Source organism: Pseudomonas sp. LY-1, assembly GCF_053502595.1.
Map to the genome: position 1 here is coordinate 851720 of NZ_CP094353.1, position 19406 is coordinate 871125.

Below are 19406 nucleotides of genomic sequence, written 5' to 3' on the forward strand. Positions count from 1 at the left end.
CCCTTGCTGTATTTCCTTCTTTCGCGGTGCTATCAAATTAATGGCACCCGTGGTGGAGGGATTCCCGATGTCTGCCGTTCTCTCATTGTTACAAAGTCGTCTGTTGCGGCCGGTGTTCGTTACCCTAGGTATCGCTCTTTTGGTGCAAGTGCTGGTGGCGGTCGCTCTTACTCGGAGCACAGTCACGGCGCTGGAAGCTGATTTGGGCAATCGCCTGGGGGTCGACAGTCAGAAACTGTCCGGCGAATTGGCCCAGGCCGGCAAGGAAGTCACATCCAGCCTGGACAGCTTGTCCAGCAGTACCCGTCAGCGTCTGACCGCTGGGCTTTCTGCGCGCCTGCAGGAAGAGCAGAAGCAACTGCGTGCGACCCTGGAAAAAGACTTGCAAGACTCCGCTAACGACATGGCGCAACTGCTGGCCTCCGTGGCGCCTCGCGCCATGTGGGACAACGATGTGCCGACGCTGTCGGAGTTCGCCCGCCGGGCCCAGCGCAATCCCAACGTGTTGTTCGTGGTTTACGACGACGCCGCCGGTGAGCATCTGACCCGCTATCTGAACCGGGAAAACCCGATCAACCAGGCGCTGCTGGAAAAGGGCAAGGGCGACCGCGCCCTGGATAAAGTGCTGGACGCCGCCAAGGCGGACTCTTCCGTGTACTACGTCGAAGCGTCCATCAGCCCCAACGGTGTCGAGATCGGCAAGGTTCGCATGGGGGTCTCGACCGCGTCGGTGGAAGCCAACCTGCAGGCGCTGGATAAGCGCTTTGCGACACTGATCGCCAGCGGCGATCAGTTGGTGGGCGATAGCCTCAAAGGTGCGGCGGCCGATAGCGCGGCCGCCATGGGCGCGAGGTTGCAGTCGGCGCAGGCGACCGCCACCCAGATGACCGCCAACACCACCAATGCCGTGCAGGACGCGGCGGGCACCTTGCGCTGGCGCATCGGTATGGGGCTCGCGGCGGTCGGCTTCGGTGTGCTGCTGTTGATCGCGGTGGTGCTCGGGCGGCGGGTGGTCAATCGCCTGAAACTGTTGATCGCGGCCATGGATGATCTGGCGGCGGGCGAGGGCGACCTGACCAAGCGTGTGCAGATCAACAGCAAAGATGAGATCGGCGACATGGCGTCGGCGGTCAATCGCTTTGTGGATAAGTTGCAGCCCATCGTGCGCGAGGCCGGCGATGTGGCGCAGCGTACCGGTGTGGAAATCGGCGCGATGACCTTGCGCAATGCCGGCGCCGATGCGGCTGCCGGTTTGCAGCGCGACGAAGTGGCCGAGAGCCTGCGCGCGCTGTCGCAGATGGCGGATGAGGCGCAGGCCGAAAGCCATGCGATGCAAGCCGCTCTGCAGCAGGTGGTGGATATTCGCCAGGCCACGGATGAAAACTCACGCACTTCGGCTGAAGTCGGCAGCTTGATCGAAGCGCTGGCGGGCCAGGTGCAGGCCGGTTCCAAGGTCATCGAGCGCCTCGCCGCGCAAAGCGAGCAGATCGAAGTGGTATTGACGGTGATCCATGGCATCGCCGAGCAGACCAACCTGCTGGCGCTCAACGCGGCCATCGAAGCGGCGCGTGCCGGTGAGACCGGGCGTGGCTTTGCGGTGGTGGCGGACGAGGTGCGTGCGCTGGCGAGTAAAACCCAAAGCTCCACCGGCGATATCCAGGCACATATCGTGGCGTTGCAGCAGGGCGCGCGCGAGGCCGTCGAAACCATCGGCAAGGCCGGGCGCCAGGCCAACGAAGGCTTGCTGGTGCTGCGCGACAGTGTGCGCTTGCAGCAGACGGTGCAGGCCTCGGTGGAGCAGGTACATGCGGCGATTGGCCTGGCCACTCGTGCGGCCGAGCATCAGGCCCAGGGCGCGCATGCGGTGCGTGGGCGGGTCGAGGTGATCCATGCCCAGGCCGAGCGTGCCGCACAGGCTGTGGTGGAAACCACGGCCAGCGGCAAGGTGCTGGATGGCTTGGCGGCGCAGTTGAAGGCGAGCCTGGGGCAGTTCCGGGCTTAGTGTGGTCTGTGCCGTCGCTATCGGGAGCAAGCTCCCTCCCACATTCGACTGCATTCCAAAGCTGGAACCCGGTCAACTGTGGGAGGGGGCTTGCCCCCGATAGCGGTTTCAGCGACTCAGATACATCCGCGTCGTGAGCAAATAAACCGGCAACCCCGACACCAGAATCAACAACGCCGCATACGGCGCCGCCGCCGCGAATTCGATATTCGAGGTATGCGCCCACACCGCTGTCGCCAGGGTATTCAGCCCGGTTGGGCTGAGCAGTAATGTCGCGGTCAATTCCTTCATCGCATCGAGAAACACCAGCGCGAATGCCGCCCCCAAAGCCGGGAAAATAATCGGCAGGGTCACTCGGCAAAAGGCACTGAACGACGACGCACCCAACGTGCGTGCAGCCTCTTCCAACTGCGGTGCCGCCTTGTTCAAGGCCGTCCGGATCGGCGCCTGGGCCAGCGGCAGAAACAGCAGCGCATAGGCAATCAGCAGCAGTGCCGACGTCTGGTACAGCGCCGGAACGTAGTGCAAGGCGAAGTACACCAGCGTCAGCGCAATCACCAGGCCGGGCAGGGCGTGCAGCAAGTACGGCAGGCGCTCGGCCCAGAGCGCCAGCGGGCCTTTGTAGCGCACCACCAGCAACCCCACCGGCACCGCGAGTGCCAGGCACAGTGCCGCGCCGCCCAGCGACAGCGCCAGGGAGGACAGCAGCGCCTCACCAATCTCGGCCACCGGGAACGCGGCCGACGAGCCCACCGCCAGCCAATAGCCGAGCATCCCCAGCGGAATGCCGCTGCCGATGATCGCCAGCGCCAGGCAATACAGCTGCCCCAATGGCGCCCACTTGCCCAGTCGGACCTGTTCCGCATGCCGCGCCGCGCCCTGGCCGATCCGCACATGTCGGCCCTTGCCGCGCACGCGCAGTTCCAGCCACAGCAGCGTCAAGCACATTGCCAGCAACACCGCCGACAGCATCGCTGCATTGGCGTTGCTGAATTCCAGTTCGAATTGCTGATAGATCGCTGTAGTAAAGGTCTGCAGGCCGATGATCGACAGCGCGCCGAATTCCACCAGCATATGCAGCGCGATCAACAATGCCCCGGCCAACAGCGACGGCCACAGCAAGGGCAGGGTGATGCGCCGGAACACGCCCCAGCGATTCAGCCCCAGGGTGCGCGCGGACTCTTCGAGGGAGGGGTCGAGATTGCGCAGGGTCGCCGCCACCGGCAGAAACACCAGCGGGTATTTCGACAGGGTCATCACCAGGATCGCCCCGCCGAGCCCTTCGAAGTTAGCGCTCAGCGACACCCAGGTGAAGCCGCTGACAAACGCCGGCACCGCAAACGGCAGGCACAGGATCACGCCCCAGAGACGGCGCCCCGGCAGGTTGCTGCGCTCCAGCAGCCAGGCGAGGGATAGGCCGATCACGCCGCACGCCAGCGTCACCCCGACCATCAGCGCCAGGGTGTTGCGCAGCAGCCCGAACACATACGGGCGCCACAGCAGATGCACGGCCTCCGCCCAGCCCGCTTGCCAGGCCTTGAGCCCGACATACGCCAGCGGCAGCAGGCTCAAGCCCACGAGAAGCAGCACGGGTAGTAACAGCCAGATCGACGGGCGCTTGCGTCGCGGGCTGTAGCCCCCGCGCAGGGCGGCAGCGCGGAGCGATGCGTTCATCAGTTCAGGCCAACGTCACGTTCCAGGTCCAGGGCTTCTTGCGCGTTGCCCAGGTCGGCGGGGGTGACTTTCGGCGGTTGCAGCTCGCTGAACGGCTTCAGGCCGCGACTGGACTCCATGCCCTTGCGCAGCGGGTATTCGGCCGAGGTGTTGGTGATTACGCGCTGGCCTTCTTCGCTGACCATGAACGCCAGCAGTTGCTGGGCTTCTTGCGGGTGCTTGCTGGATTTCAGTGCGGCAGCGGAAGACACGGTGATCAGGCCGCCGGCATCGCCGTTGGTGAAGTAGTGCAGTTGCGAGTCCAGGTTGGTTTTTTCCTTCTTCAGGGCAAACCAGTAGTAGTTGTTCACCAGCACGCTGGCGACTTCGCCGTTTTCCACGGCTTTGAGGGCGACCATATTGTTGCTGTACACCTTGCCGAAGGCGCGCAGGCCGGTCAGCCATTCTTCGGCGGCTTCGCGACCGTGCAGCTTGATGATCGCCACGGCTTGCTCCTGGAACGCGCCGCTGGTGGGCACGAAGCCGACCTTGCCTTGCCATTCGGGGCGGGCGAAATCCAGGACCGACTTGGGCAGGTCTTTCTCGGCAATCAGTTTCGGGTTGAAGGCCACGACGCGGGTGCGTGCGGTCACGCCCATCCAGTCACCCTGGCTGCCGATGTAATCCTTGGGCAATACCTCGAGGGTGCCGGCGTCGATTTTCGCCAGCAGGCCTTGCTCGCCGAGTTTGTTCAACGGCGGCGATTCTTCGGTGTAGATCACATCGGCCGGGGAGCGCGCGCCTTCTTCGACGACCTGGCTGGCCAGTTGGTTGCTGCTGCCTTTGCGCACGTTGACGTGAATGCCGGTCTTGGCTTCGAAGGCTTTGGCGAGTTCATCGCCGACTTCTTTGTGTTGGCCGTTGTACAGGGTCAGGGCAACCTTGTCGGCGCAATAGGCGGTGGGCGAGAGCAGGGTCAGGCCGAGCAGAGTGAGGCTAAGGCCACGCAGAAGGGATGTCTTGAGATGGGTGCCACGGGTCATCATCCGGAAGTTTCCTCGCTTGAGTGCAACAAATCGTTGCAAGGATAAACGATAAAGCTTCTCAAGTGCGGATGAGGGAGAAATCCAGGGGGCGGTTTTCACACCCCGGAAACGAAAAAACCCGCTTTCGCGGGTTTGATCTGAATTTGGTGCCCAGGAGAAGACTCGAACTTCCACGACCTTGCGATCACCAGCACCTGAAGCTGGCGTGTCTACCAATTTCACCACCTGGGCATTATCAAGCAACGTTGCCGCTGTTGATGGAGCGAACTATACGGAGCGCTTTTTGATCTGTAAACCCCTGATTCGAAAATATAAATCAGTTTTTCGTTAAGAATCAAAGGACTGTAACGCAAAAACCCGCTTTCGCGGGTTTCTGGATAACTCAAGGCTGACCTCGAGTTTTGAATTGGTGCCCAGAAGAAGACTCGAACTTCCACGACCTTGCGGTCACCAGCACCTGAAGCTGGCGTGTCTACCAATTTCACCATCTGGGCAGTATCTTCAACGTTGCCGTCGTCGATGGCGCGCACTATACGGAGTGGCTTTTGAACTGTAAACCCCTGCCATGAAAAAAGCCTGGAAAATTTCGCCAATGGTCGTACAAGGTGCGTGTTGGGGGTCACAAAGTGCTTTAAAACGCTTGTTGACGCCTGAAATTTCCCGTTTCAATACGCGTATGCCAAACTAACCCGCATATAGACAAGGTGAAAACTCTCTAATGGCCGATTGGCAGTCCCTCGATCCCGAGGCCGCTCGTGAAGCGGAAAAATATGAAAACCCTATTCCTAGCCGCGAACTGATCCTGGCGCATCTCGCCGATCGTGGTTCGCCTGCTAGCCGCGAGCAGCTGGTTGAAGAATTCGGTCTGACCACCGAAGACCAGCTCGAAGCCCTGCGCCGCCGTCTGCGTGCCATGGAGCGCGATGCTCAGTTGATCTACACCCGCCGTGGCACCTATGCGCCCGTGGACAAGCTCGACCTGATCCTGGGTCGCATTGCCGGCCACCGTGACGGCTTTGGCTTCCTGATCCCGGATGACGGCAGCGACGACCTGTTCATGAGCCCGGCGCAAATGCGCCTGGTGTTCGATGGCGACCGTGCGCTGGCGCGCGTGTCGGGCCTGGACCGTCGCGGCCGCCGTGAAGGCGTGATCGTCGAAGTGGTGTCCCGTGCCCATGAGTCCATCGTCGGGCGTTACTTCGAAGAAGGCGGCATCGGCTTCGTCATTCCGGACAACCCGAAGGTCCAGCAGGAAGTGCTGGTGACCCCGGGCCGCAATGGCGCGGCCAAGGTCGGTCAGTTCGTGGAGGTGAAAATCACCCACTGGCCGACCCCGCGCTTCCAGCCTCAGGGCGATATCATCGAAGTGGTCGGCAACTACATGGCGCCGGGCATGGAAATCGACGTCGCGCTGCGCACCTACGATATTCCTCACGTCTGGCCCGAAGCCGTGCTCAAGGAAGCCGCCAAGCTCAAGCCGGAAGTCGAAGAGAAGGACAAGGAAAAGCGCATCGACCTGCGCCATCTGCCGTTCGTCACCATCGACGGCGAAGACGCCCGCGACTTCGACGATGCGGTGTATTGCGAAGCCAAGCCTGGCAAGTTGCGCCTGTTCTCCGGCGGCTGGAAGTTGTACGTGGCGATTGCCGACGTCTCCAGCTACGTGAAGATCGGTTCGGCGCTGGATAACGAAGCCCAGGTGCGCGGCAACTCCGTGTATTTCCCTGAGCGCGTGATCCCGATGCTGCCTGAGCAGCTGTCCAACGGCCTGTGCTCGCTGAACCCGAAAGTCGACCGTTTGGCCATGGTGTGCGAGATGACCCTCTCGAAAACCGGCGAAATGACCGACTACCAGTTCTACGAAGCGGTGATCCACTCTCAGGCGCGCCTGACCTACAACAAGGTCAGCACCATCCTGGAAACGCCGAAGACCAGCGAAGCCAAGGCCCTGCGTACCGAATACGCCGGTGTGGTGCCGCATCTCAAGCAGCTGTATGCGCTGTACAAGGTGCTGCTGGGCGCACGTCATGTGCGTGGCGCGATCGATTTTGAAACCCAGGAAACCCGGATCATCTTCGGTTCCGAGCGCAAGATCGCCGAGATCACCCCGACCACCCGCAACGACGCGCACAAGCTGATCGAGGAATGCATGCTGGCGGCCAACGTGGCCACCGCTGAATTCCTGAAGAAGCACGAAATTCCTGCGCTGTACCGGGTACACGACGGCCCGCCGCCGGAGCGTCTGGAAAAACTGCGCGCCTTCCTCGGCGAGCTCGGCCTGTCCCTGCATAAAGGCAAGGACGGCCCGTCGCCGAAGGATTACCAGGCACTGCTGGCCAGCATCAAGGACCGTCCGGATTTCCACCTGATCCAGACCGTGATGCTGCGTTCGCTGAGCCAGGCGGTGTACAGCGCCGACAATCAGGGCCACTTCGGCCTGAATTACGAGGCGTACACCCACTTCACCTCGCCGATCCGTCGTTACCCGGACTTGCTCACGCACCGCGCGATCCGCAGCGTGATCCACTCCAAGCAGGACACCCCGCACGTCAAGCGCGCCGGTGCCATGACCATTCCGAAGGCGCGGATCTATCCTTACGACGAAGCGGCCCTGGAACAGCTCGGCGAGCAGTGCTCCATGAGTGAGCGCCGTGCCGACGAAGCCACCCGCGACGTCGTGAACTGGCTCAAGTGCGAGTTCATGAAGGACCGCGTGGGCGAGTCGTTCCCTGGCGTGATCACGGCCGTGACCGGCTTTGGTCTGTTTGTCGAGCTGACCGATATCTACGTCGAGGGCCTGGTGCATGTCACCGCCTTGCCGGGTGACTACTACCACTTCGATCCTGTGCATCACCGCCTGGCGGGCGAGCGTACCGGTCGCAGTTTCCGCCTGGGCGACACGGTCGAAGTGCGCGTCATGCGCGTCGACCTGGACGAACGCAAGATCGACTTCGAGATGGCCGAAAAAACCATCGCCGCGCCGATCGGCCGTAAAAAACGTGGCAGCGAAACCGCCGCGCCGGCCACCCAAGGCAAGGGCGCTCCTGCGAAAGCCGCGGTTGCCGAGCCTGCGCCGGCCAAGGCTGGTCGTCGTCCGGCGGCCAAGGACAAGGTTCCCGAGGCCTACCGCCCAAGTGACGCAGCGGCGAAAAACGCCGAACTGCGCAGAAGCCGTGAGTTGAAGCAGCAGTTGCTCAACGAAGCCAAAAGCGGTGGTAAAGCGGCGTCTGGGGGAAAGCCCCACACGGCGGAAAAGCCGTCGAGCAAGCCCAGTAAACACCGTAAAGGCCCGCCAAAAGCGGGTTCGGCTCCCGCGAAAAGCGGCGGGTCGCGTAAACCTAAGGCCAAGTCATGAGTCTGGAAAAAATCTACGGCGTCCACGCCGTAGAAGCGCTGCTGCGTCATCACCCTAAACGCGTCAAACAGGTTTGGCTGGCGGAAGGTCGCAGCGAGCCGCGCGTGCAGGCGCTGGTCGAGTTGGCCAACGAAAACCGTGTGGCGATCGGCCAGGCCGAGCGTCGCGAAATGGACGTGTGGGTTGAAGGCGTCCACCAAGGCGTCGTCGCGGATGTCAGCCCGAGCCAGGTGTGGGGCGAGGCGATGCTCGACGAGCTGCTCGACCGCACCGAAGGCGCACCGCTGTTGCTGGTGCTGGACGGCGTGACCGACCCGCATAACCTCGGCGCCTGCCTGCGTTCTGCGGATGCTGCCGGTGCGCTGGCGGTGATCGTGCCCAAGGACAAGTCGGCCACGTTGACGCCGGTTGTGCGTAAAGTCGCGTGCGGCGCGGCGGAAGTGATTCCGTTGGTGGCCGTGACCAACCTCGCGCGCACCCTGGAGAAACTCCAGCAGCGCGGCCTGTGGGTCGTGGGTACGGCGGGGGAGGCCGAGGTCAGCATTTATGACCAGGACCTCACCGGCCCGACCATCCTGATCATGGGCGCCGAAGGCAAGGGCATGCGTCGCCTGACTCGCGAGCATTGCGATTACCTGGTTCATCTGCCGATGGCTGGCAGCGTCAGCAGTCTCAACGTATCGGTCGCTACCGGCGTGTGCCTGTTCGAAGCCCAGCGCCAGCGCGGTGCGAAGGGCAAGACCAAGAAGTAATGTCGGGCCTGGCATAGATGCAAAATGTGGGAGGGGGCTTGCTCCCGATTGCGGTAGATCAGTTACCTATAATGTGACTGCCTCACCGCAATCGGGAGCAAGCCCTCTCCCACTTTTGTTTTGTGGTGCCTGGAAGATTGTTCAAATAATCACCAATCACCTTGCGCCCTTCCTCCCCCTTCTCTACAATTGCGCCCCTTGCCTTCCTGGCAGGCACCGATGTGCCTCCCTGCGGCAAGATCCATAAGTGTCATTCACTCCTTGTCTGACCGTTTTTGAGCGGCAGGCTACAACCCGTAAGGAGCATTCATGCGTCATTACGAAATCATCTTTTTGGTCCACCCGGATCAAAGCGAGCAAGTCGGCGGCATGGTAGAGCGTTACACCAAGCTGATCGAAGAAGACGGCGGCAAAATCCACCGTCTGGAAGATTGGGGCCGTCGTCAACTGGCCTACGCAATCAACAATGTTCACAAGGCTCACTACGTGATGCTGAACGTTGAATGCACTGGCAAGGCCCTGGCCGAGCTGGAAGACAACTTCCGCTACAACGATGCTGTGATCCGTAACCTGGTCATCCGTCGCGAAGAAGCCGTTACCGGCCAATCCGAGATGCTCAAGGCTGAAGAAAACCGCAGTGAGCGCCGTGAGCGTCGCGACCGTCCTGAGCACGAAGGCGCTGAAAGCGCTGATAGTGATGACAGCGACAACAGCGATAACGCTGACGAGTAATCCACGGACCTTTTAAGGAGCCTATCAAATGGCACGTTTCTTCCGTCGTCGTAAATTCTGCCGCTTCACCGCTGAAGACGTGAAAGAGATCGATTACAAAGATCTCAACACTCTGAAAGCCTACGTATCCGAGACCGGCAAAATCGTTCCAAGCCGTATCACCGGTACCAAAGCACGTTATCAGCGTCAGCTGGCCACCGCTATCAAGCGCGCCCGCTTCCTGGCCCTGCTGGCCTACACCGACAGCCACGGCCGCTGAGACCGGGCAGTCGACAAGTAGTAAGGGATTGAATGCATGCGCGCCTTAGCTGAGTTCATCATGCGCGGTCGCGTGCAGGCCACTCTGGTAGTGGCTGGATGTGCAGCATTGCCGTTGTTGTATTGGTTGGGTGCTGCCGCGGGATGCCTTGTGCTTCTGCGGCGCGGTTTGCAGGATGCCGTTGGCGTCCTGGCCCTGGGGTTGCTGGCCGCCTTGATCTGGTGGCTGCAATTGGGCGAACCCAAAGTGCTTATGGTGCTGCTGGGGTCGTCGAGCCTTGCGTTGGTTTTACGCGCAAGTGAGTCCTGGGTCCGCACGCTGCTGGTCAGCGTGGCATTGGGGTTGGTGTTTTCAGTGTTGCTCGGCGCGGCTTTCCACCCGCAAATCGAGGCGCTGGCGCAAGAGATCGTCAAGGTCCTGCCGCTGGCTCTCGGGGAGCTCTACCAGCAATTGTCGGTAGACGAGCGAGCGCGCCTTGCGGCGCTGATAGCACCGGCCCTGATCGGCCTGATGGCGGTGGTGTTGCAGATTGTCAGTGTGCTGAGCCTGATGCTTGGGCGTTACTGGCAGGCGTTGTTGTACAACCCGGGTGGTTTTGGTCGCGAGTTTCGCCGTATCAGAATCCCCGCAGGCCCGGCGATGTTGCTGCTGGCATGCATGGTGGTCGGACCGAACTTCGGTCCAGAGGCGGCCTTGTTATTGCTGTTTTGCAGCGTACCGCTGGTGTTCTCCGGGCTGGCCCTGATTCACGGGCTGGTGGCGCAGAAGCGCCTGGCCAGGTTCTGGCTGGTGGGGTTGTACGTCACGCTGATGCTGTTCATGCAGCTGATCTATCCGTTACTCGTGGTTTTGGCCATTGTCGACGGCCTGATTGATTTTCGCGGTCGTCTGGCGCCGAAAGACGCCGATAACGCGAACGGTGAAGGTTAAAAGTTAGAGGATTTTCACATGCAACTGATCCTTCTGGAAAAAGTCGCCAACCTGGGCAACCTGGGCGACAAAGTGAACGTTAAGGCCGGCTACGGTCGTAACTACCTGCTGCCATACGGCAAAGCCACCGCTGCAACCGCTGCCAACCTGGCTGCGTTTGAAGAGCGTCGTGCTGAGCTGGAAAAAGCAGCAGCAGACAAAAAAGCTTCGGCCGAAACTCGCGCTGCCCAACTGGCTGAGCTGGAAGTGACTATCACTGCCACCGCCGGTGACGAAGGCAAGCTGTTCGGTTCGATCGGCACCCACGACATCGCTGACGCACTGACCGCCTCTGGCGTTGAAGTTGCGAAAAGCGAAGTTCGTCTGCCGAACGGCACCATCCGCAACGTAGGTGAATTCGACGTAGCCGTGCACCTGCACGCTGAAGTTGAAGCCACTGTACGCGTTGTCGTGGTAGCAGCTTAAGTCGCACCTAACTGACTGGCACCTCGCGTGCCAGGCGGTTAACATCGGGCACGATCCTGTTTACAGGTCGTGCCTTTTGTTTTTTACACACCCCCTAATTCCAAGTGGCCATGAACGATATTTCAGCTCCTGAGCAATACGATCTGCAAACCGCTGCCCTGAAGGTGCCGCCGCATTCCATCGAGGCCGAACAGGCCGTGCTCGGTGGCTTGATGCTGGACAACAACGCCTGGGAACGCGTGCTGGATCAAGTCTCGGACGGTGATTTCTATCGTCATGACCATCGCCTGATCTTCCGCGCCATCGCCAAGCTGGCCGACCAGAACTCACCGATCGACGTGGTGACCCTGGCCGAGCAGCTGGACAAGGAAGGCCAGACCTCCCAGGTCGGCGGCCTGGGCTACCTCGGTGAGCTGGCCAAAAACACGCCGTCCGTCGCCAACATCAAGGCGTATGCCCAGATCGTTCGCGAGCGCGCCACCTTGCGCCAGTTGATCGGCATCAGCACCGAAATCGCCGACAGCGCCTTCAACCCCGAAGGTCGCAGCGCCGCCGAGATCCTTGACGAGGCCGAGCGCCAGATCTTCCAGATCGCCGAAGCCCGGCCGAAAACCGGCGGCCCGGTCAGCGTCAACGACCTGCTGACCAAGGCCATCGACCGCATCGATACGTTGTTCAACACCGACAACGCCATCACCGGCATCTCCACCGGCTACACTGACCTCGACGAGAAGACCAGCGGCCTGCAGCCGTCCGACCTGATCATCGTCGCCGGCCGTCCATCCATGGGTAAAACCACCTTTGCGATGAACCTGGTGGAAAACGCCGTGTTGCGCAGTGACAAGACCGTGCTGGTGTACTCCCTGGAGATGCCAGGCGAATCGCTGATCATGCGGATGCTCTCGTCCCTGGGCCGTATCGACCAGACCAAAGTGCGCGCCGGTCGCCTGGAAGACGACGATTGGCCGCGCCTGACCTCGGCGGTCAACCTGCTCAACGACCGCAAGCTGTTCATCGATGACACCGCCGGCATCAGCCCGTCGGAGATGCGCGCGCGTACCCGTCGCCTGGTGCGTGAACATGGCGATATCGCCCTGATCATGATCGACTACCTGCAACTGATGCAGATCCCGGGTTCCAGCGGCGACAACCGGACCAACGAGATTTCCGAGATCTCCCGGTCCTTGAAAGCCCTGGCCAAGGAATTCAACTGCCCGGTGGTGGCGCTGTCGCAGCTCAACCGTTCCCTGGAACAACGCCCCAACAAGCGCCCGGTGAACTCCGACTTGCGTGAATCCGGAGCGATCGAGCAGGATGCCGACGTGATCATGTTCGTCTACCGCGACGAGGTGTATCACCCGGAGACCGAGCACAAAGGCATTGCCGAAATCATCATCGGCAAGCAGCGGAACGGCCCGATCGGCTTTATCCGCCTGGCGTTCATCGGCAAATACACGCGTTTCGAGAACCTTGCGCCGGGCAGTTACAACTTCGACGACGACGAATAATCCTTCTGTTCAATTCCTACTGTTATCGTCGGAATTGGTCAAAATTTGTGCTATATTCCGCGCCCGCGATTTTTCATCTCAACACCGGTCACCGTCATGCAAACAGCCAAGCCGTTATTTGACTATCCCAAGTACTGGGCCGAATGTTTCGGTCCTGCGCCATTCCTGCCGATGAGCAGGGAGGAGATGGATCAGCTTGGCTGGGATTCCTGCGACATCATCATCGTCACCGGTGATGCCTACGTTGACCATCCGTCGTTCGGCATGGCGATCATCGGCCGGCTGCTGGAGTCCCAGGGCTTCCGCGTCGGGATCATTGCCCAGCCGAACTGGCAGTCCAAAGACGACTTCATGAAGCTCGGCGAGCCGAACCTGTTCTTCGGCGTCGCGGCCGGCAACATGGACTCGATGATCAACCGCTACACCGCTGACAAGAAAATCCGCTCCGACGACGCCTACACCCCTGGCGGCATGGCCGGCAAACGCCCGGACCGCGCGAGCCTGGTGTACAGCCAGCGGTGCAAGGAAGCCTACAAGAACGTGCCGATCGTGCTCGGTGGCATCGAAGCGTCCCTGCGCCGCATCGCCCACTACGACTACTGGCAGGACCGGGTGCGCAATTCGATCCTGATCGACGCCACCGCCGACATCCTGCTGTACGGCAACGCCGAGCGGGCCATCGTCGAAGTGGCCCAGCGCCTGTCGTGGGGCCACAAGATCGAAGACATCACCGATGTGCGCGGCACCGCGTTCATTCGCCGTGATACGCCCGAAGGCTGGTATGAGGTGGACTCCACCCGTATCGACCGTCCGGGCAAGGTCGACAAGATCATCAACCCATACGTGAATACCCAGGACACCCAGGCCTGCGCCATCGAGCAGGAAAAGGGGCCGGTTGAAGACCCGCAGGAAGCCAAGGTCGTGCAGATCCTGGCCAGCCCGCGCATGACCCGTGAGAAGACCGTGATCCGCCTGCCATCGGTGGAAAAAGTCCGTGGCGACGCGGTGCTTTATGCCCACGCCAACCGCGTGTTGCACCTGGAAACCAACCCAGGCAATGCCCGGGCCCTGGTGCAGAAACACGGCGAAGTGGACGTGTGGTTCAACCCGCCGCCCATTCCGATGACTACCGAAGAAATGGACTACGTGTTTGGCATGCCTTACGCACGTGTCCCGCACCCGGCGTATGGCAAGGAAAAAATCCCGGCCTACGACATGATCCGTTTCTCGGTGAACATCATGCGTGGCTGCTTCGGCGGCTGTACCTTCTGCTCGATCACCGAGCACGAAGGCCGCATCATCCAGAACCGTTCCGAAGAGTCGATCATTCGCGAGATCGAAGAAATCCGCGACAAGGTCCCGGGTTTCACCGGCGTGATTTCCGACCTCGGCGGCCCGACCGCGAACATGTACCGCATCGCCTGCAAGAGCCCGGAAATCGAATCCGCGTGCCGCAAGCCGTCGTGCGTGTTCCCCGGCATCTGCCCGAACCTGAACACCGACCACTCGTCGCTGATCCAGTTGTATCGCAGCGCCCGTGCGTTGCCGGGTGTGAAGAAGATCCTGATCGCCTCCGGCCTGCGCTACGACCTGGCCGTTGAGTCGCCGGAGTATGTGAAGGAACTGGTCACCCACCACGTCGGTGGTTACCTGAAGATCGCCCCGGAACACACCGAGGAAGGTCCGCTCAACCAGATGATGAAACCGGGCATCGGCAGCTATGACAAGTTCAAGCGCATGTTCGAGAAGTACACCAAGGAAGCGGGCAAGGAGCAGTACCTGATCCCGTACTTCATCGCCGCCCACCCCGGCACCACCGATGAAGACATGATGAACCTGGCCCTGTGGCTCAAGGGCAACGGTTTCCGCGCCGACCAGGTGCAGGCGTTCTACCCGTCGCCGATGGCCACCGCCACCGCGATGTACCACTCGGGCAAGAACCCGCTGCGCAAGGTCACCTACAAGAGCGACGCGGTGACCATCGTCAAGAGCGAAGAACAGCGCCGTCTGCACAAGGCGTTCCTGCGCTACCACGACCCGAAAGGCTGGCCGATGCTGCGCGAAGCACTGATCCGCATGGGCCGCGCCGACCTGATCGGGCCGGGCAAGGATCAACTGATCCCGTTGCACCAGCCGGCCACCGACAGCTACCAGAGCGCGCGTCGCAAGAACTCGACGCCGGCCGGCAGCCACAAGGTTGCCAAGGAAACCACCACCAGGATTCTCACCCAGCACACCGGCCTGCCGCCCCGTGGCAGCGACGGCAGCAACCCGTGGGACAAGCGCGAGCAAGCCAAGGCCGCGGCCATGGCGCGCAACAAGCAGGCCGCCAAGGAACGCGCTGATGCGGCCAAGGGCAAGGGCGGCAAGCCAGCCCGCAAGCCGGTGGTACCGCGTTGATCGTTGCCTGAATATGCCAAACGCCAGCCTCGTGCTGGCGTTTTGCTTTCTAGCCGGTGGGGAGTCTGTTTGTTAAGGTGGCGGCCATTAAATCGCTATCGGGAGCAAGCCGAATCGTCGCACCGGCCCTCCCACATTTTGAATGTATTCACACTTCAAATGTGGGAGGGGGCTTGCCCCCGATGGCGTCAGTCCAGTCCCCAACTTTTCAAGGAAGAACACCCCCATGAGCAACCCCCTGCTCAACATCGGCATGGACTCCAACCGCTCGCAGTTCATGGCGCGCCAGCGCATCGAGAGTGAAGTCGACCTGCCTCGGCTGTTTGCCATCATCGACGCCGACCCCGGCATCGTCGGCGCGGGCGTGGTGTATATCGACGCTGACTTCAACGTCGTGACTCTGCGCGAGTTCAAGCCGATCTGCAGCATTCGACCCAAGCGCATCATTGTGCGCGAGGCGCAGAAATACATCGCCCCGGCGCAGTTTGCCGACCAAGTGCTGAACAACCCGCGCGAGTCGCGACTGGTGAGTGAAGCCTTCAACACCACGTTGTCCTGCGGCGGCGCGGTCATTGGCTGGCTGGTGGTGTTGAGCGGCACTATCGCTATCCCGTTCACCGCCGGCGCCAGCACGGTCGTGACGGCCATCGGCTACACCGCCGCCTCGGCCAGCACCGTGTCGTGCCTGGTCGGTGGGTTCCGCACGCGCAACGAAATCGTCAACCCGTCGATGAATGATTACCTGGATAACGAAGAGTGGTACCAGACGGCGACCAAAGTCCTCGACGGTGCCGCCTTGGTCGGCGTGGGCGCCTCGGCGCTGACGACAGTCAAGCTGGTCAACGTCACTCGTGCTGCCACGGGTAAAAGCCTGCGTCAGGTGCTCAAAGGCCTGAACGGGCAGGAGCGGGAGAAACTCACCAAAGAGCTGCTGAAAGTGGCCGACCCGCAAATGTCGAACAAGATGCGCAAGCTGCTGCAACTGAGCGGCGAGTTGCCCAAACGCTTTACGCCGACCCAGCTCAAGCACGCCACCTATGTCCAATTGGGCGATGCCTTCAGTGCGGGGCTGAGCGTCTGGGGCTTGAAGCGTTCGGATAACTACAAACAGGCCAAGACCTTCGCGATTGGCTTGTACGAAGAGGCCGAGTGATGAGTGGTGTTCCTTCGCTTAAACCGTTTTTGCTGGAGCATTTTCCCGCATTCATCGGCGTGATTCTCGCTGGTTGCCTCGGCGGTTCGGCGGCGATTTCCCTGGCGGCCAGCACCTATTTTTCCGACGTGCCCATGGCAACCAATGCCACTGTGTCGTGGTTTGTGGTGATAGCCGCCGCGCTGTTCGTGGCCAACAGCAACTTCCTGGTGGTGCGCGGCCGAGCCTGGGCCGTGTGGGCGATGGTGGCGTTTTTTACGGTGTGCCTGTTGGTCGTGCTGCCGACACTGCTCTACCGGCCGCACTGGTTTATCTATGGTGAAAGCCTGTTCTGGCCATTGCTGGGGTTGTTGCTGATCAACAGCAAGGGCTATCGGTCGATGGTCAAGAAGTTGGTTGAAGTGCGGCGGTTGCGGGAGGCGGCCAAGGCGGGGCTGTAGCCTCGGCACGTGGTTTCAGATTTTGACGTTCTGGCGAATGTTCCAGCCGTATTTGACGGCGCCGCCGTCCTTGCCGCCGTCGGATTTCTGCGGCTGGTAGCTGACTTCGACCGTGGCGAAGTTCAGGGCTATCACCTCAGTCAGCACATCGCTGCTGGTCACCGCGTCGGTTTGGTAGGACGTGACCATCACTTCCTTCAGCGTGATCACCAGATACTCCACGGCATTGCTGCCACCGGCCTTGCGCACCACCAACCGTGCCTCCGGGTAATGCTTGCCGGTGGAGCAGGCCATCATCAGGTTGGGTGAAGACTTGTCCATGACCTTGGAGACAGACAGGTTTTCAATATTGACCTTGCCGGCACCGCCGCCGCTGCCGGTATGCATCGAACCGGTCTGGGACATGCCCCAGCCCCATCGGCTGATCTCGATTTCGTCGCGATGGGTCTGGTCTTTGGACTCGCCCTTGATGTCCCCCAGCTTCAAAAACATATCAGTTGCCATTGTCACTCCCTGTTTTGGTGTGCGCCGGTAGTGGCGCGGGGCGTACTTTTTCTTATTCGGGATATGGCTTACAAGGGGCGGCATCACGATCAGGAAGTGCCTGTCCGGATAAAGCGAAGCTTCTGACATTTTTCGGGGATAGGCAGTCTTTACCCTCTGCGCTCTTGTGAACCTCAGGAGTAAAGGGATGACTTCCAGCGTATTCAGAGACAGTTTCCTCAGTCCCAATTACATGACGCGGCAGCGGCTGGAAAGCAGTATTGATCTGCGCAAGTTATTTGCGGCGATTGATGCTGATCCGGCCATCGTCGGTGCCGGCGTGGTGTACATCGACGCGCAGCTACGGATGGTTGTACTGCGTGAATTTCAGCCGATTTGCAGTATCGCGCCGAAGAATGTGATTTTGCGCGAGGCGCCCAGCTATGTCGGGCGGGTGGAGTTCGCTCGGCAACTGGCGAATGAACCGCGAGACTCGCAGGTGGCGTTTGAGGCGGTGAATACAGCTTTGGCGTGTACTTCTGCGGTAATCAGTTGGATCGTGGTACTGAGTGGATCGGCGCTCAGTCCGTTCAGCTTTGGGGTTACTGGGGTGGTAGCTGCGATAAGCTTTACATCAGCAACAGCCAGTTCAATTCAGTGCTTAGTTGGCGGCCAGAGGACTCGCAACGAAATTATTGACCCGGCTCTTAACGATGCTCTGGATAGCGAACCATGGTATCAGGCTGTGACGATTGGTTTGGACGCTGTTTCGCTACTGGGCGCTAGTGTCTCGGCACTGGCAACTATACGACTGGTTAATGCGACAAGAAAATCTACCGGAAAAACTTTGCCGCAGGTGTTGAAAGGACTGAGTCGTCAAGAGCGAGCAAAGTTGACCCAGGAGTTGTTGAGTATTCGGCACCCGGAAATGACCCGGAAAATGATCAGGTTGAAGCAACTCGCTGGAAAAATGCCAAAGCGTTTTACGCCCGCAGAAGTAAAACAGGGCACTGTTTTGCAGATTCAAGACGCTCTAGGTGCTGCCTTAGGGGTTGCTAGCAGTTCGATGTCTGGGAATATTCGCACTGTCGCGGTCGGAATTTATGAGGAGATGACCGAGTGATATTGCTGCTGCCCCTTCGCCCTTTTCTCAAGCGTTATTTACCCGTGTTTCTCGGGGGGATTTTTTCAAGCATTTTTGCTGGATCTTCCGTAGTGGTGGTAGTGCAAAATTACTATCTCAAAGCCATTTCTTTAGCTATTTCGGCACAAGTAGCGTGGTGGGCATGTGTCGTTCTGGCATGCGCCTTGAGTCTTAGCAACATTATGATTGTCCGTGGGCGACGAGACTGGGTGTGGGTCATGGTTGTCTATTTTGGAGCCTGCCTGGTTACCGCTCTTCCGGCCATTCGTTATTCCCCTCATCTGTTCATCTATGCCGAAAGTTTGTTTTGGCCATTGCTTGGTCTGCTGATTCTCAACAGCAAGCGTCATCGTGAGATGCGTGGGAAGCTTGTTGAACTTCGTTTTAGGCGAAAACGGATACGGAAAATTGCTGACAGGCTACAAAAAAGGTGATTTTGCTTTGATTAATTGGGAGCGTAGCCTCATTCCCGACAACTTACTGTTCGGGAACATCCGGATCGTCGCGGTTGGGCTGTATGAGGATATATCAGAGTGAGACTTCTCGGACGGAAACCTCTCATACCGGTGCGCCCTTTTCTTTTTCGCTACTTTCCCGTGTTTATCGGCGTAATTTTAGCGGGCATCTTCGGCAGTTCTTCTGTTGTTGTGCTGGTGGAAAACTATTATTTACCATCGTTATCGAACGCTGCTGCTGAAAGTGCATGCGTGCTCTTGGCCTGGTTTATCACCCACTGCAATTTCATGATCGCCTACGGGCGACCTAAGTGGGTCTGGGGCATGTATGGCCTTTTCATCGCCTGCCTGTTGGTCGCTGTGCCAGGTTTTCATTTTTCACCGAACCCATTCATTTACGCGGAATGCTTCTTTTGGCCGGTACTCGGCCTGCTGCTGCTTCGCAGCAAACGCCACCGGGAACTGCGTGCCAAATGCGTAGAACTTCGCCATATGCGCGGGAAGGTAAGGGTGGCCATTGAAAAGCGGCGCAAACACGAGCGCGCAATAATCAGAATAAAGAAATCGAGGTAATTCCCCACCCCGCCCCCAAAACCGATACCGCTCCACCCACTCCCCGCCACATATAT

17 protein-coding genes and 2 tRNA genes are annotated in these 19406 nt (G+C 60.1%); 14 read left to right on the forward strand and 5 right to left on the reverse strand.

Features of this window, described 5'->3' with window-relative positions; all coding sequences use genetic code 11:
• The first annotated feature begins 67 nt into the window (after window positions 1-67).
• The gene (locus MOQ67_RS03740) at window positions 68-2002 is read left to right on the forward strand and encodes a methyl-accepting chemotaxis protein (RefSeq protein WP_026140382.1); all 1935 of its coding nucleotides are present in this window, start codon (window positions 68-70) and stop codon (window positions 2000-2002) included.
• A 108-nt stretch (window positions 2003-2110) separates the two neighbouring features.
• On the opposite strand, the gene MOQ67_RS03745 is transcribed toward MOQ67_RS03740, so the two are convergent.
• The 4 genes from MOQ67_RS03745 to MOQ67_RS03760 all read right to left on the reverse strand — a co-directional run bounded on the left by MOQ67_RS03745 (window position 2111) and on the right by MOQ67_RS03760 (window position 5195).
• A complete protein-coding gene (locus MOQ67_RS03745) occupies window positions 2111-3676 on the reverse strand; it encodes an ABC transporter permease (protein ID WP_017849749.1) in 1566 nt (521 codons plus the stop codon).
• Window positions 3676-4701 carry an extracellular solute-binding protein gene (locus tag MOQ67_RS03750; protein ID WP_017849748.1) on the reverse strand — a complete coding sequence of 342 codons (1026 nt, stop codon included), beginning with the start codon at window positions 4699-4701 and terminating at the stop codon, window positions 3676-3678. Before MOQ67_RS03750 ends, MOQ67_RS03745 begins: the two co-directional genes overlap by 1 nt.
• A 144-nt stretch (window positions 4702-4845) precedes the next feature.
• Window positions 4846-4932 (reverse strand) — tRNA-Leu (locus MOQ67_RS03755).
• A gap of 176 nt (window positions 4933-5108) precedes the next feature.
• A tRNA-Leu gene (locus MOQ67_RS03760) sits at window positions 5109-5195 on the reverse strand.
• A 224-nt stretch (window positions 5196-5419) separates the two neighbouring features.
• On the opposite strand from MOQ67_RS03760, the gene rnr reads away from it, so the two are divergent.
• The 10 genes from rnr (at window position 5420) to MOQ67_RS03810 (ending at window position 16695) form a co-directional block, all read left to right on the forward strand.
• Window positions 5420-8056, forward strand: a complete 2637-nt coding sequence (gene rnr, locus MOQ67_RS03765; protein ID WP_017849747.1) for a ribonuclease R — start codon at window positions 5420-5422, stop codon at window positions 8054-8056.
• Window positions 8053-8808 carry a 23S rRNA (guanosine(2251)-2'-O)-methyltransferase RlmB gene (rlmB, locus tag MOQ67_RS03770; protein ID WP_017849746.1) on the forward strand — a complete coding sequence of 252 codons (756 nt, stop codon included), beginning with the start codon at window positions 8053-8055 and terminating at the stop codon, window positions 8806-8808. The genes rnr and rlmB overlap by 4 nt, the downstream gene beginning before the upstream one ends.
• A gap of 309 nt (window positions 8809-9117) precedes the next feature.
• Window positions 9118-9540: a 30S ribosomal protein S6 gene (rpsF, locus tag MOQ67_RS03775; RefSeq protein WP_003217491.1), complete on the forward strand. Its 423-nt coding sequence runs from the start codon at window positions 9118-9120 to the stop codon at window positions 9538-9540.
• Window positions 9541-9568: 28 nt separating this feature from the next.
• A complete protein-coding gene (rpsR, locus tag MOQ67_RS03780) occupies window positions 9569-9799 on the forward strand; it encodes a 30S ribosomal protein S18 (protein ID WP_002551829.1) in 231 nt (76 codons plus the stop codon).
• 36 nt (window positions 9800-9835) lie between these two features.
• Window positions 9836-10729 (forward strand): hypothetical protein, encoded by an 894-nt coding sequence (locus MOQ67_RS03785; protein ID WP_026140381.1) that lies wholly within the window; start codon window positions 9836-9838, stop codon window positions 10727-10729.
• 18 nt (window positions 10730-10747) lie between these two features.
• On the forward strand, window positions 10748-11194 hold the full coding sequence (gene rplI / locus MOQ67_RS03790) for a 50S ribosomal protein L9 (RefSeq protein WP_010563337.1): 447 nt from the start codon (window positions 10748-10750) through the stop codon (window positions 11192-11194).
• Between the two features lie 110 nt (window positions 11195-11304).
• Window positions 11305-12702 (forward strand): replicative DNA helicase, encoded by a 1398-nt coding sequence (gene dnaB / locus MOQ67_RS03795; protein ID WP_017849744.1) that lies wholly within the window; start codon window positions 11305-11307, stop codon window positions 12700-12702.
• A gap of 96 nt (window positions 12703-12798) precedes the next feature.
• The gene (locus MOQ67_RS03800; RefSeq protein ID WP_198717385.1) at window positions 12799-15102 is read left to right on the forward strand and encodes a YgiQ family radical SAM protein; all 2304 of its coding nucleotides are present in this window, start codon (window positions 12799-12801) and stop codon (window positions 15100-15102) included.
• A 226-nt stretch (window positions 15103-15328) separates the two neighbouring features.
• Entirely contained in the window at window positions 15329-16255 is a 927-nt protein-coding gene (locus MOQ67_RS03805; RefSeq protein ID WP_046384895.1) for a hypothetical protein, read from the forward strand.
• Window positions 16255-16695, forward strand: a complete 441-nt coding sequence (locus tag MOQ67_RS03810; RefSeq protein WP_193040384.1) for a hypothetical protein — start codon at window positions 16255-16257, stop codon at window positions 16693-16695. Before MOQ67_RS03805 ends, MOQ67_RS03810 begins: the two co-directional genes overlap by 1 nt.
• 15 nt (window positions 16696-16710) lie before the next feature.
• On the opposite strand, the gene MOQ67_RS03815 is transcribed toward MOQ67_RS03810, so the two are convergent.
• Window positions 16711-17199, reverse strand: coding sequence for an Hcp family type VI secretion system effector (locus MOQ67_RS03815; RefSeq protein ID WP_198717384.1), 489 nt, complete (start codon window positions 17197-17199; stop codon window positions 16711-16713).
• A gap of 187 nt (window positions 17200-17386) precedes the next feature.
• Here MOQ67_RS03815 and MOQ67_RS03820 point away from each other — a divergent pair, with 187 nt between their 5' ends.
• The 3 genes from MOQ67_RS03820 to MOQ67_RS03830 all read left to right on the forward strand — a co-directional run bounded on the left by MOQ67_RS03820 (window position 17387) and on the right by MOQ67_RS03830 (window position 19350).
• A complete protein-coding gene (locus tag MOQ67_RS03820) occupies window positions 17387-18301 on the forward strand; it encodes an NAD synthetase (RefSeq protein WP_198717383.1) in 915 nt (304 codons plus the stop codon).
• On the forward strand, window positions 18298-18756 hold the full coding sequence (locus MOQ67_RS03825) for a hypothetical protein (protein WP_081610224.1): 459 nt from the start codon (window positions 18298-18300) through the stop codon (window positions 18754-18756). Before MOQ67_RS03820 ends, MOQ67_RS03825 begins: the two co-directional genes overlap by 4 nt.
• Before the next feature lie 99 nt (window positions 18757-18855).
• Window positions 18856-19350 carry a hypothetical protein gene (locus tag MOQ67_RS03830; RefSeq protein ID WP_198731789.1) on the forward strand — a complete coding sequence of 165 codons (495 nt, stop codon included), beginning with the start codon at window positions 18856-18858 and terminating at the stop codon, window positions 19348-19350.
• Window positions 19351-19406: the final 56 nt, after the last annotated feature.